The sequence below is a fragment of the Nafulsella turpanensis ZLM-10 genome, assembly GCF_000346615.1.
GTDB lineage: Bacteria > Bacteroidota > Bacteroidia > Cytophagales > Cyclobacteriaceae > Nafulsella > Nafulsella turpanensis.
This window is the reverse complement of sequence record NZ_ANNU01000051.1, coordinates 31,824-43,705: the sequence shown is the minus strand read 5'-3', so window position 1 is coordinate 43,705 and position 11,882 is coordinate 31,824. Positions and strand designations below refer to the sequence as shown.

The 11,882-nt window shown below is 45.2% G+C and carries 13 protein-coding genes; 4 read left to right on the top strand and 9 right to left on the bottom strand.

The window, feature by feature from the left end; translation table 11 throughout:
- Window positions 1-120: 120 nt before the first annotated feature.
- Complete coding sequence (locus F752_RS0118485) at window positions 121-999, bottom strand: hypothetical protein (RefSeq protein ID WP_017733239.1); 879 nt, start codon at window positions 997-999, stop codon at window positions 121-123.
- Window positions 1,000-1,185: 186 nt separating this feature from the next.
- Here F752_RS0118485 and F752_RS0118480 point away from each other — a divergent pair, with 186 nt between their 5' ends.
- Complete coding sequence (locus tag F752_RS0118480; protein ID WP_017733238.1) at window positions 1,186-2,298, top strand: alkene reductase; 1,113 nt, start codon at window positions 1,186-1,188, stop codon at window positions 2,296-2,298.
- A 72-nt stretch (window positions 2,299-2,370) separates the two neighbouring features.
- Here F752_RS0118480 and F752_RS0118475 read toward each other — a convergent pair whose 3' ends face one another.
- The 7 genes from F752_RS0118475 to F752_RS0118435 all read right to left on the bottom strand — a co-directional run bounded on the left by F752_RS0118475 (window position 2,371) and on the right by F752_RS0118435 (window position 8,582).
- On the bottom strand, window positions 2,371-3,627 hold the full coding sequence (locus tag F752_RS0118475; protein ID WP_017733237.1) for an MFS transporter: 1,257 nt from the start codon (window positions 3,625-3,627) through the stop codon (window positions 2,371-2,373).
- A gap of 117 nt (window positions 3,628-3,744) precedes the next feature.
- The gene (locus tag F752_RS0118470; protein WP_017733236.1) at window positions 3,745-4,494 is read right to left on the bottom strand and encodes a class I SAM-dependent methyltransferase; all 750 of its coding nucleotides are present in this window, start codon (window positions 4,492-4,494) and stop codon (window positions 3,745-3,747) included.
- Window positions 4,495-4,604: 110 nt separating this feature from the next.
- Window positions 4,605-4,796, bottom strand: coding sequence for a cold-shock protein (locus tag F752_RS0118465; protein ID WP_026135836.1), 192 nt, complete (start codon window positions 4,794-4,796; stop codon window positions 4,605-4,607).
- Between the two features lie 320 nt (window positions 4,797-5,116).
- Window positions 5,117-5,533, bottom strand: a complete 417-nt coding sequence (locus tag F752_RS0118455; protein WP_017733234.1) for an RNA recognition motif domain-containing protein — start codon at window positions 5,531-5,533, stop codon at window positions 5,117-5,119.
- Window positions 5,534-5,656: 123 nt separating this feature from the next.
- Complete coding sequence (locus F752_RS0118450; RefSeq protein ID WP_017733233.1) at window positions 5,657-6,553, bottom strand: class I SAM-dependent methyltransferase; 897 nt, start codon at window positions 6,551-6,553, stop codon at window positions 5,657-5,659.
- A gap of 35 nt (window positions 6,554-6,588) precedes the next feature.
- Window positions 6,589-7,848, bottom strand: coding sequence for a DEAD/DEAH box helicase (locus F752_RS0118445; RefSeq protein ID WP_017733232.1), 1,260 nt, complete (start codon window positions 7,846-7,848; stop codon window positions 6,589-6,591).
- Between the two features lie 308 nt (window positions 7,849-8,156).
- Window positions 8,157-8,582: a LexA family protein gene (locus F752_RS0118435; RefSeq protein ID WP_017733230.1), complete on the bottom strand. Its 426-nt coding sequence runs from the start codon at window positions 8,580-8,582 to the stop codon at window positions 8,157-8,159.
- A gap of 297 nt (window positions 8,583-8,879) precedes the next feature.
- Here F752_RS0118435 and F752_RS0118430 point away from each other — a divergent pair, with 297 nt between their 5' ends.
- Window positions 8,880-9,680 carry an FkbM family methyltransferase gene (locus tag F752_RS0118430; protein WP_017733229.1) on the top strand — a complete coding sequence of 267 codons (801 nt, stop codon included), beginning with the start codon at window positions 8,880-8,882 and terminating at the stop codon, window positions 9,678-9,680.
- Window positions 9,681-9,992: 312 nt separating this feature from the next.
- A complete protein-coding gene (gene trhA / locus F752_RS0118420) occupies window positions 9,993-10,643 on the top strand; it encodes a PAQR family membrane homeostasis protein TrhA (protein ID WP_017733228.1) in 651 nt (216 codons plus the stop codon).
- A 68-nt stretch (window positions 10,644-10,711) separates the two neighbouring features.
- Here the strand turns inward: trhA and F752_RS0118415 are convergent, their stop codons facing one another.
- Complete coding sequence (locus F752_RS0118415) at window positions 10,712-11,098, bottom strand: hypothetical protein (RefSeq protein WP_017733227.1); 387 nt, start codon at window positions 11,096-11,098, stop codon at window positions 10,712-10,714.
- Between the two features lie 287 nt (window positions 11,099-11,385).
- Between F752_RS0118415 and F752_RS0118410 the strand changes: the two genes are divergently transcribed.
- Window positions 11,386-11,763, top strand: coding sequence for a PH domain-containing protein (locus F752_RS0118410; protein ID WP_017733226.1), 378 nt, complete (start codon window positions 11,386-11,388; stop codon window positions 11,761-11,763).
- The last annotated feature ends 119 nt before the right edge of the window (window positions 11,764-11,882 follow it).

Genomic DNA, 11,882 nt, shown 5'->3' with positions numbered 1-11,882 from the left:
TTGTTACCACTAAAAATAAAAAGGTCGGAAGAAAAAATCTTCCGACCACTCCTGCCTTCCGGGAATGCCTCTTTTCTACACTACTAAAATTAAACACCAGATTTTTTAACAAGGAATCTTTTACCTTAACTTAAACTGAGAGCTGCCCAGGTAATTGTTGCCACTGTACACCCTCACGTAGTATACTCCCTCCTTCATTTTATCTTTAGGATCAAAAGCAACGGTGTATCTTTTATACTCCTCGGTAGAGAGCAGCGTGGTTTCAGTGCTGGCCCACAGGTCCATCTCTTCCAGTGCAGGTACTTCTTCAAAAGCCATCAGGGTTTCGCCAGGCATTTCATCGGCTTTTTCTGAACTCAACTTAATATAGATATCGCCAGCAAGTTTTTTAGAAGAGTTTACATCGAAGCTGATATTCAGCTTATGCATCTTTTTCGCTTTTACCGTTAGCTTATCCTTACGCTTCTTCACAGATTCAACCCGGAAGTTGTAGGCCATCAGTGGCTTTTCGAGGCTACGGGCATACAGCACTTCATTTTCTTTCCGCAAGGCTGCAATCGTTTGGTTAAGCTCCGCAACTTCCGCTTCCAGGCGTATATTGCTTTGCTTCATCCCTTCGAGCTGTGCCAGCAGTTCCTGTCTGATTTTCTTTACTGCGTCATTCTCCTTCTTTAGCTGCTGAACAGTGGCCGCATTCTGTTTTGTCATGCGGGCTATTTCTGCCTCTTTACTGGCTACCTTATATTTTGCCTCTTCAATCGCTTTATTCAGTTCCTTGTTTTTTGTGGTGAAGCCGGCCAGGTCATTCTTCAGCCTTTCCATTTCGCTCTTTAAGGAAGCTTTTTCTGCTGTAAGGCTTTCGGTGCGTACTTTTTCTGCTTTTACATCTTCGGTAAGCAGCGAATTGTTGCGGTACATTACTCCAATGGTAAGCATGGAGGCGAAAAGCGTAGCAGTCACTCCGGCTGCCATTGCTTTAATTTTACTTTCGTATGTCATGGTTATAAGATGGTTGTGTGCCTTTTGATGATTCAAAGATGCACTCCTCTTGTTAAAGCTGAATTAAAGCCGAATTAAAAAAGAATTAAAATGATGGTATCGTAATTATCCCCTGCCTGCACAACCTTTGCCCTTCTACACTCGTTGTTTAAACATTAATTATTGAGAATTAAAATTTTCAGATAAATGGACAAACAACAAGAATTGCTAAAACAATATACATTAAACGATTTAAAGCTAAACAACCGCATTGTAATGGCTCCTATGACCCGCAGCCGGGCCGACAATCCGGAAAAGGCTCCTACCGATCTCCATGCCACTTACTACCGGCAGCGGGCTTCTGCAGGCCTTATTATTTCGGAAGGTTCGCAGATTTCTAAAAGAGGAGTCGGCTATATAAACACGCCGGGCATCCATTCCAAAGCACAGGTAGAAGGCTGGAAGAAGGTAACGGAGGCCGTACATGAAGAAGGCGGAAAAATATTTATACAGCTCTGGCATGTTGGCCGGATGTCGCACCCCGACTTCCATGGAGGTGAGCTTCCACTGGCCCCATCGGCCCTGAACCCGAACGAAAAATCGTATACCAGCGAAGGGTTTAAGGATACGGTAACGCCTAAAGAAATGAGCATCGAGGAGATAAAGCAAACGGTACAGGATTTTAAGCAGGCAGCTAAAAATGCAGTAGAAGCAGGCTTCGACGGGGTTGAAATACATGCCTCCAACGGTTACCTGCTCCACCAGTTTTTTAACAGCACCTCTAACCAGCGAACCGATGAGTATGGTGGCTCGCCTGAAAACCGCGGCCGCATTTTGTTAGAAATTATTGATGCCGTAAAAGAAGAGATTCCTGAAAACAGAATAGGTGTTCGCATGAACCCTTCCCTGCACGGTATTTTCGGGATGACACTTAATGAGGAAACCATTCCTACGCACGATTACATCATTAACCGGCTCAATAATTACCAGCTGGCTTACCTCCACCTTTCGGAGCCTTTCAGCGACGTGAGCGATATACCGGGCGCCGAACCCAATATTGCCAAACGTTACCGCCCTATTTACAAAGGCACCCTCATCATTAACGGAGGTTTTGACCAGGAAAAAGGGAACAGGGTAATTGAAGAAGGAAATGCCGATTTAGTCGCATATGGTAAGCTCTTTATCTCGAACCCCGATTTACCAAAGCGTTTCGAATTGGGAGCAGAGCTGAGCGACTGGGATTCGGATACTTTCTACACCCCGGGAGCAAAAGGATATACCGATTATCCTGTACTGGAAGAAGTGGAAAACGAGCACTAGAAAGAATGTATGTCAGCTAAACAGAAAGCCTGCCGGGATGTATACCGGCAGGCTTTTTTCTTAGTGCAGATTTTAGACTGCTGGCAGATCGAGCGGCACCGCTTCCTGCTCAGTAGCTTTAGGTCTCCCCTTCAGCAGGCCCGGAGCAATAAGATAAAAGCCAAGAGCAGTGAAGGCCGATATGCCTCCCAGTATCCACCAGAGTGTGCTAAAACCAAAATGGCTCACCAGCTGTGTTCCCAGGTAAGGCGCCACTACAAAAGCTAGCGCAAAAGAAAAGGAATAAAGCCCCAGGTAAGCCCCCCGCTTCCGTTCTCCGGCCCGCTGCACGATAAAAGATACCATAAAAGGCATGGCAAGAACCTCGGCCATACTCAGCAGGAAAATGGAGACGTATAACATATATGCTCCGCTGGTAAGATTAAGTAAAAGGAAAGAGAGGCCATTCAGCAGGCAACCCACCACAATAATCCGCCATAGTTTGAAGCGCTTTTCCAGCAGGTATACCAATACCATTTCCACCGTAAACACAATGAGGCCATTCAGGCCCAGCAGGGTGCCAATCCGCCACTCCGGCAGGGCATATACCTCGCGGTAATAGAGTGGAAGTGTATTGAACAGCTGAAAAAATACCATGGCAAAAAGGCTGCAGAGGGCAATGAACAACAGAAACGGACGGTCGCGGTAAGGAGATTCCTCCACAATAGCGGCTGCCTTATTTTGCTGAGGAGCCTCATTCCGAGGGTTTTTATTTCTGAAGTAAAAAAAGAACAGAAAGGAGGCTGCAATACAGGTTAAGCCATCGGCAATAAAAAGCCATTCATAGGAAAAAGTGGCCAGCAAACCACCAAGGGCAGGCCCGATAGAAAAGCCCAGGTTTAGCGCCATGCGGTTGAGTGAAAAAGCGCGGGTAACATTTTCGGGCCTGGCATAAATGGCCACGGAGGCGGAATTGGCCGGCCGCAGGCACTCAATTACCGTACTGGCAATAAAAATGGCTAAAGCCAGACTTACAAAATTAGTAAACAGAGGGATAAACAGGAAAAGAAAACCGCCCACGAACAGGCTGAGAAACTGCACGTAAAACTGTCCAATCTTATCGCTGAGCCAGCCGCCTAAAAAGGAGCCGGCAATGGCTCCAAGGCCAAAAGCACCCAGAATGATACCTGCCTGCTCCACACTAAAACCCAGGGGACCGGTTACGTAAATGCTCAGGAAGGGAAGCACCATGGAGCCACTTCGGTTAATAAACATCACCAGGGCCAGCATCCATGCTTCCTGCGACAGCCCTCCATAGGCATTCCGGTACAGTGAAGTAAACTGTTTCATAAGTTTAATACCGAAAATTACTCTATTTCAGGGATGCAGGAGTGCAGCAGGTCTTAGTTTTTTTCTGGTAGTAATACAGATGCTGCGGCAAAACAGGAGCCTTTTGCTGAAATAATTTTATTTATCAACCTTTCCCACGCGCATAAAAACAGGAAAGTGCACCTCCTTAACTTCGCCTTTTTGCCAGAACCGATCCATTTCTTCTTCAAAGTCCGCCAGGGGAGATATTCCTTTTTCGCTGATGTAGTGCTGCACGGCCGACCAGGAACCAAGGTAACCTGTTAGCTGCTCCCGTGTCCAGTAGCAAACGATCTTAAATACAGGTGCTTTTACTTCCGGGAAAGGAAAAGGAATTGACTGGTAGTCTTCGTCTATGTACTTCCGCTCTGCATCCCAGTAAGCTCCTAATGTATGGCTATACAGCTTTTGGAGTACAGGGCCTGCCTCCGACGATATTTGAATGAGCCCATAGCCCCAAACTGCCAGTAAAGCTCCTGGTTTTGCAACCCGCTTCACTTCCCGGTAAAAGGCATTGAAATCGAACCAGTGAATTGCCTGGGCCACACAAATAAGGTCAAGGCTGCCGGAAAGAAGAGGGGTTTGCTCGGCACGGCACAGGAGGTACTCGATATTTTCTTTTCGCCCGGCCTGCTCCAGTTGATTTTGACTGATATCGCTGGCATATACCTTTTCGAAGCGCTCGGCCAGCCGTAAGGCCGCCTGTCCGTTGCCGGTACCACAGTCCCATGCAAGTGAAAAGCCATCTACCTGTTCGAACAGCCACTCATAGAGCTCAGGAGGGTAAGTTGGCCTGAACCTGCAGTAAGCGACCGACTGGCGCGAAAAATTATCTTTGCTTTGTTTCATTTCTATCACTCCTTAAATGGATGCATTTTATCCTGCTGAAGCGGAAATAAAAAAAGCCTTACAAATTGTAAGGCTTAAAATTATGATAAAAGCATTATATAATTTTAAAACTAAACACGCTTAACGTTTACAGCGTTTAGTCCTTTTCTTCCTTCTTCCAGATCGAATGTTACTTCATCGTTCTCTCTGATCTCGTCAATCAGACCAGATACGTGTACGAAATATTCTTTTTCTGATTCTTCGTCAATAATAAATCCGAAGCCCTTCGAATCATTAAAGAATTTTACTGTTCCTTTGTTCATTATTGTATTAGTATTATAATTGATTATACACAAACCTACACTTTTTATTTTAAAGAGGATAATAAAAAATCATAAATCTGCACCTCTTTAACAAAACCACCCCTTCTACTGCTATTTAAACGGCTGTTACCATGGCTGCGAGCCTGCTATTTAACCTAACTCCTGCTTAAGAATATATCCTGCTGAAAAAGCATTTTAGTCAATACCTATAAACAAAAAAGGATACACAAACAGGTAAATAAATACCTTTTGCATATCCTTAAATCTTTCAGGAAGGAGCATCTAATCGACTCTCCTTTATATATTTTATTCGGGTCTGATTACCAGCCGCCTCTATCGCCGCCGCCACGGTTGCCACCGCCGCCGCCATAGCCGCCTCTGTCGCCACCGCCACGGTTGCCACCGCCACCGTAACCGCCGCCGCTGCCACCACGGCTTCCGCCGCCATAACCGCCACCGCCACGATTACCGCCGCCGCTTCTTCTTTCGCCTTCTTTTCTTTCTTCTGCTTTATTCACAACCACTGCACGGCCGCCAATTTCAGATCCGTTTAATTCTTCAATTGCTTTAGCTGCCTGCTCATCATCAGGCATTTCAACAAAACCAAATCCTTTGCTTCTTCCGGTGAATTTATCAGAAATAATCTTTACTGAGCTTACCTCACCATACTCTTCAAAAAATTCTCTTAATTCGTCTTCCTCAAGTTTAAACGGAAGACTTCCAACAAAAATGTTCATAGTTGACTGTAATTTAATTCCTTGTAATAAGTAAAAATAGACTTTATTTGATTAAGATAATCATATTTAACCAGATTTTTACATAAGATATAAAACTATCTGTTAAGTATAATCAAATTAAGCTTATTTAGTTCCGGAAATAAGATACATTATTGTACCTCCTCCCGCATGGTAAGAGTGATTTTCTATCGCCTCGGCCATTCTTTCGCCCAGGTGCGCATATTTTCGTCTGTACATTTCATAAAAGGCCAGGTAGCCCCTGCCTGCTGATTTAAAATATACTTCATCGTCGGCAGCATCTCCGCTTACCCTTGCCCATTGTTGCAGGGTAGCCTCCTGCTCGGGCTTTGCATAAGGAGGGTACATGGCAATGGCCTTATCCGACAGGCGCACTTCTATATCTCTGAAACCGGCCTCGGCCAGCATGCCCGGCAACAAATCGCCTAAAGAATTATCTCCCTCGCCCCGCTTCTTTTTCCCTTTCTCATAAATAAGGGCATACTTTACATGCTCTAAAGTTTCTTCCACCGAATCATCGGCCGAAAGGGAGCTTTTAATAAGGGACTGGACGCGGTTATTGGGTTCCACACATAAAATGGTTCCCCCGGGCTTTAACACCCGCTTCATTTCAGCAATGGCCAGGGCAGGATTTTTAATATGGATTAATACCGTCTGGCAGGTTACCATATCAAAGAAGTCATCCTCAAACGGCAGAGTGCGGGCATCGGCCGCCTGCAGGCTGAACCGGGCTCCCAGCTTCCTGAAATCTTCCTTCACTTCAGGATCTTCGACCGACCATTTGGGGTCGTTATCTACCGCATAAATGTCTGGATTCTCGGCCAGGTAAGGGGTTAGCAGCCGGCTCCAGTGGCAAAGGCCACAGCCTACATCCAGCAGGCTGTGATGCTGCTTTAGCCTGAGCCTTTCGGCCATCAGGTCCAGGAAATCTTTATTCCACCAGAAGTCCCTGTAACCACCAAAATAATCTTCGGAATGCCCTTGGGCTTCACTGTTCTCCATTATTTACCCATCCTTTCCTTCCGGCAAATCCAAACCTAATCTCTATTCTGTCTTCCCCGGCCCGACCAGTTATTCCTGCTCTTTCGAAAGTCAGTGGTCCTCTTTTGTCCCTGCTGCTGTCTGCGTTCCGGTGCTTTTGCCTGAACAGGAGCGGTATCCTGCGCGGGAAAGGGATGGTCTTCAACTACAGGAATATTTTTCCCAATTAGCTTATGAATATCTTTCAGGTATGCGCGCTCTTCTGCATCGCAGAAGGAGTAGGCCATTCCGCTTGCGCCTGCCCGGCCTGTACGACCAATTCGGTGCACATAAGTTTCGGGCACATTGGGCAAATCGAAGTTAATTACGTGCGAGAGCTCATCGACATCGATACCCCTTGCGGCAATATCGGTGGCGACCAACACACGGGTTTTTCGGTTCTTGAAATTCTGCAATGCATTCTGGCGGGCATTCTGCGATTTATTGCCATGAATGGCTTCTGCTCTTACACCAGCTTTTGTCAGGTCCTGCGACACTCGATTGGCCAGGTGCTTGGTTCTGGTAAATACCAGCACACTTTCGATGGCTTCATCTTCAAGCATATGCAGGAGCAGCGACTTTTTGCTTTTTTTATCAACAAAATAAACTGCCTGCCCAACTGTATCGGCCGTGGAAGACACAGGTGTTACCTCTACCTTTACCGGATCGATTAGTATGGCACTGGCTAATTTTACAATAGCCGGCGGCATGGTTGCAGAGAAAAATAAGGACTGCCTTTTAGCCGGAAGCTTGGCGATTACCTTTTTTACATCGTGTACAAAGCCCATATCAAGCATACGGTCTGCCTCGTCGAGCGTAAAAAGGCTGATATGGCGCAGGTCTACAAAGCCCTGGTTCATGAGGTCGAGCAAACGGCCCGGGGTGGCAACGAGAATATCTACTCCGGATTGCAGGGCATCGGTTTGTGATTTTTGTGAAACACCGCCAAAAATAACCACATGCCTGAGGCCTGTATGTTGTCCATAGGCTTTAAAGCTTTCGCCAATCTGGATAGCCAGCTCGCGGGTTGGGGTAAGAATAAGTGCTTTTATTTTTTTAGATCCTTTGTCTGCCTGCTTTTCATTGTACATGATTTGCAGCATTGGAATAGCAAAGGCAGCGGTTTTGCCTGTACCGGTTTGGGCACAGCCTAAAAGGTCTTTTCTTTTCAGGATAACGGGGATCGCCTGTTCCTGGATAGGCGTGGGTTTTTCATAACCTTCTGTTTTAAGCGCTTTTTGGATAGGCGCTATCAGGTCGAGATTTTCAAATGTCATGTAATAGTATCTAAGAAAGGCTGGCTTAGCCTGTTTGAGGGACTTAATCAGCGCGGTCTGTAAGGAAAATGATGGCGGCGGAATTGCCTCCATCTAACAAAGGTAGCTTGTTTAAAGTGATAAAAAGCTTAAGCACCGCTTTATTTTTAATTCGCTGTGTTATGCTTACTACCTGCATGCCTCCTAGAATGCAGAAAACCAAAAAATCGTTCCTTTTAAGTAATGACAGGAGACGATACTACATTACAATGGCAAAGCGAGGCAGTAATATAAATTTTCTGCGCCTAAATCTTCGCTAACCTAGCTTCCTACCAGGTCCGCTTTACTACATAAGTAACGAGGCCCCACACATCCAGTTGGTTTTCGTCTGTAAGGGCAATGGGTCGAAAGGGAGAGTCGAGTGCCTCAAGCCACAGCATACCTTCTTTCCGGTACAGCCTCTTCACGGTAAAAGAACCGTTAATATAGCAAACCACCAGCTTGTTGTGCTGCAGGGGAGCATTTCGATCTACCACGAGTATATCGCCGGCGGAAAAACCACTATCCTTAGCACTGTCTACCACACGGGCATAAAAAGTCGATGCAGGATTGTGAGCCACTTCCTGGTTCAGGTCTACAGAGGTTTCCATAAAATTCTCCCCCGCTAGTTCATCATCCTCTTCTGCCTCTCGTATAACAGGTATACGGATAGAGGATGCCTTTACCGGCTTACATATTTCGACCAACACGCTCATGTTATTAGGATTCGCTCCAACTCTATCTTCACGGCAAGTATACGAGATAAGGTAGCAGGCATGCAAGGCATCAAAAAAATATATTTTTCCACAAGCAGCTCAACGACAGGAATTTCAGGCGAAAGCGACCTCCGGATAATTTAGCTTCGGGTAAATTAAAAATCGGCACCCCATCCTGGTGGAGTCGAAATTCCACAGCAAACACAAAGCCAAAGAAAATAAGTTTGATGATTTATATATATTTGTCGCTTAATTTAATTTTTCAATTTCAGGCTGCCTGACTCCTTCTTATTACAAATGTCTTTCTCTCTGGCAAAAAAAGTACAACGATATATAGGCCTGCTTAGGGAAGTCAGGAACTGGCCGTCTTACCTCCTTTTTAAAGCCCGCTCTTCACAGGATGAGGATGACTTTACCTTTAAGTTCAGAAATACCAGCCGACTGCTCGTCGCACGTCGAATGCTCCCACCCTTTAAGGAAGTATTCTTCGACCAGGTATACCTGCAGGGCATTCCTCAAGAGTTTTTTCAGAAAGAAGATTTAACCATTATAGACATTGGCGCCAATGTTGGATTCTTCTCTCTGTTCATGCTGTTCCGCCATCCAAAAGCAAGGGTTTATGCTTTTGAACCCATGCCTTATAATTTTAATAAGCTTGCACAGTACAAGGAAGAGACAAAGCTCGATAAGCTGTTCCCAATAAATAAGGCGGTGGCAGGCACAGCGGAAAAGTTATCGCTCAATTATGCCGGCAATGGCTCTTTTACCACCATGGCCAGTATATTTAGCAATCAGCGCAAAGATCAAATCTTAGAAGTGGATGCCACTACCCTGCACCAGATTGCAGAAGAACAGCAGCTTTCTTCCATTGATTTTATCAAACTCGATTGTGAAGGAGCAGAATATACCATCTTGTATAATACCCCTCCAAGCCTGTTTAAGAAGATTAAAGCCATGGGTATCGAAACACACCCGGGGCAGGATGCGCGTGAGAATGCAGATGCCCTGGCAGTTTTCCTGCAGGAGCAAGGCTATCAGATTAAAATAAAAAAAGGAAGAAGAACCGGCTATATCTGGGCATGGCGTGCCAGGGAGTAGCTTAATTTAGTTTTAATCTCTCTCTGCTACTCTACTGCCGCCTTGAAGCGGCTGCGCTCTCCTTCTTCTGCCCAGGAAAGCCATCAGCCTCTTTTTCCTTAAAACAGGACATAGATCATAAAAGGAAAACTTTATTTTCCTGAAATTGCCCCTTCACCCCAAGAATCACTTTCCAGCTACTTTCCCATATAAATATAAACCTACATTTGACCTGCAAATTATCAATACCAAAACATTAAGGACAGGCAAAGCCGTTTCTATGAAGGGAAACCTGGTTTTTAGTACAGTAAGAATATTTAAGAAGCTCATCTCATGCAGGTTTTTACCTACACCAGAAAACAGGAACTGGCCAACAGCCTTACCCATGGCCTTGGCGTTTTACTTAGCATAGCCGGTATTGTTATTTTATTCTCCAGGGCTGCCAGCCAGTCTATCAGCAGGCTCGACTGGGGTGCACTGCTCATTTACAGCGTCTCCTTACTAATGGTGTACGTCAATTCCACCATTTACCATGCCGCCAGAAGCGAAGCCGCAAAACACCTGTTTAAGGTACTGGACCACATCAGTATTTACTTCCTCATAGCGGGCACTACCACTTTCTTTGTGGTGTATTATACAGATAAAAGCTTCTCCACTACTGCTTTTTTAGTGGCGCAGTGGTTACTGGTGCTGGCTGGCACAATTTTTAAAATTTTCTTTACCGGTCGTTTTAAGGTGCTGTCTACCTTTCTTTACATAGCCCTTGGCCTGATGGTGTTGCTCATCATCCGTACCCTCTGGCTCAACATTCCACCCACTATTTTCAGCTGGATTATCGCCGGGGGTATTTTTTATATCTCCGGAACCATCTTCTACCTCTGGAAGAAGCTGTACTACCAGCATGCCATCTGGCACCTGTTTGTACTCTGCGGCAGCATAAGCCACTACATTGCCCTGCTGTACAGCCTGCAGCCCACCAGTTAAGTAAGGAAAAAAAGAGCGGCAGACTTTAATAATCTGCTGCTCTTTGTATCATTAATTTCTGATGGCCATTAGCTATCGAGCCACTCTTCAGCCTCCTGCTGCGTATTAAAGCTTTGCTTTGGCATTTTTGTCTCCTTCGAAACCCCGTCCAGCTGCATTTCCGCAACCTTATCTCCCTGAAGTTCTGCTACTCTACGAACACCGGCCTTCACAATCATGGTTTGTGCCTGTTCATGCAGGGTACGAACCGAGGCAGGATGAATTTTCATCTCGCGGGCATCTGTTAATAATGTAAAGCCAGGGCTTAAAACTGCTATTGTTTTCTTCCAGTCATTGAGGTATTCCGGAACCACTTCAGGCCCACGCCAGAATCCATTGATCGTCAGGTAAGCTCTGTTTCTAATTTTGTTAACCGACAGCTCATACTGCGGTGTTTGAGCAATTGATGTAGTCATAAATGAGTATATGATTTAAATTAACCTGTTTTTCCTATCAAGAATTTTTACCAAAATGGACTTTATTGCAAATTCTTCGCCCTCAATTTAATGTTCCGGTGTGTAGTTTTACAAGTAGAGGTATTGTTTTATTAACTCGTCCTTTAAAAGAAGGCCTCACCTGCACCTAATTAATGCTGCAAATACCTCCATAATACACAGGAGTTATCCGGAATTTTACTTATACTGTAGCAAGGAGAGGATTTCTTCACCTGCCCTCATTTTTTTCACTTAAATAAATTTTACTTATGGGACTCCTCAGTGGTTTAATGGGCCATGCTTCCGAAACTTCTTTAGATAAGATTGCCCCGGAATTTGAACCTATCTTAATAGAGGGAGAAAGCCTGCAAAAAGCTTATCAGGTGGTAAGGGATATGTTTGTCTTCACCAATAAGCGGCTCATCCTCGTCGACAGGCAGGGACTCACCGGCTCAAAAGTCGATTACCAGTCCATCCCCTACAGCAGCATTACCCGCTTCTCGAAGGAAGGACAGGGCATGCTCGATCTGGATGCAGAGCTAAAAATATGGATAAAAGGAGAAGCTTTACCTATCAAAAAAGAGTTTAGGAAAAGTGACAGCGTCAATGAAATTTATAAGCTGCTCAGCACTTACACATTGAAATAGATACTCCTGGGCTTACCGGAAAACGTTACCCCTACTGCCCGATAGATTCTGCAAGTATAAGTGCAACCTTTCCTGCTATGCCAGTACTCGCATTGGCATAGCAGGAAATTTATTGGCGA

Excerpts from the sequence above, each read along its gene's own strand:
- F752_RS0118435 (WP_017733230.1), bottom strand. The coding sequence starts at position 8,582 with ATGAGCGTGTTGGTCGAAATATGTAAGCCGGTAAAGGCATCCTCTATC.
- F752_RS0118470 (WP_017733236.1), bottom strand. The coding sequence starts at position 4,494 with ATGAAACAAAGCAAAGATAATTTTTCGCGCCAGTCGGTCGCTTACTGC.
- F752_RS0118410 (WP_017733226.1), top strand. The coding sequence starts at position 11,386 with ATGGGACTCCTCAGTGGTTTAATGGGCCATGCTTCCGAAACTTCTTTA.
- F752_RS0118445 (WP_017733232.1), bottom strand. The coding sequence starts at position 7,848 with ATGACATTTGAAAATCTCGACCTGATAGCGCCTATCCAAAAAGCGCTT.
- F752_RS0118430 (WP_017733229.1), top strand. The coding sequence starts at position 8,880 with ATGTCTTTCTCTCTGGCAAAAAAAGTACAACGATATATAGGCCTGCTT.
- F752_RS0118450 (WP_017733233.1), bottom strand. The coding sequence starts at position 6,553 with ATGGAGAACAGTGAAGCCCAAGGGCATTCCGAAGATTATTTTGGTGGT.
- F752_RS0118465 (WP_026135836.1), bottom strand. The coding sequence starts at position 4,796 with ATGAACAAAGGAACAGTAAAATTCTTTAATGATTCGAAGGGCTTCGGA.
- F752_RS0118415 (WP_017733227.1), bottom strand. The coding sequence starts at position 11,098 with ATGACTACATCAATTGCTCAAACACCGCAGTATGAGCTGTCGGTTAAC.
- F752_RS0118475 (WP_017733237.1), bottom strand. The coding sequence starts at position 3,627 with ATGAAACAGTTTACTTCACTGTACCGGAATGCCTATGGAGGGCTGTCG.
- F752_RS0118480 (WP_017733238.1), top strand. The coding sequence starts at position 1,186 with ATGGACAAACAACAAGAATTGCTAAAACAATATACATTAAACGATTTA.
- trhA (WP_017733228.1), top strand. The coding sequence starts at position 9,993 with ATGCAGGTTTTTACCTACACCAGAAAACAGGAACTGGCCAACAGCCTT.
- F752_RS0118485 (WP_017733239.1), bottom strand. The coding sequence starts at position 999 with ATGACATACGAAAGTAAAATTAAAGCAATGGCAGCCGGAGTGACTGCT.
- F752_RS0118455 (WP_017733234.1), bottom strand. The coding sequence starts at position 5,533 with ATGAACATTTTTGTTGGAAGTCTTCCGTTTAAACTTGAGGAAGACGAA.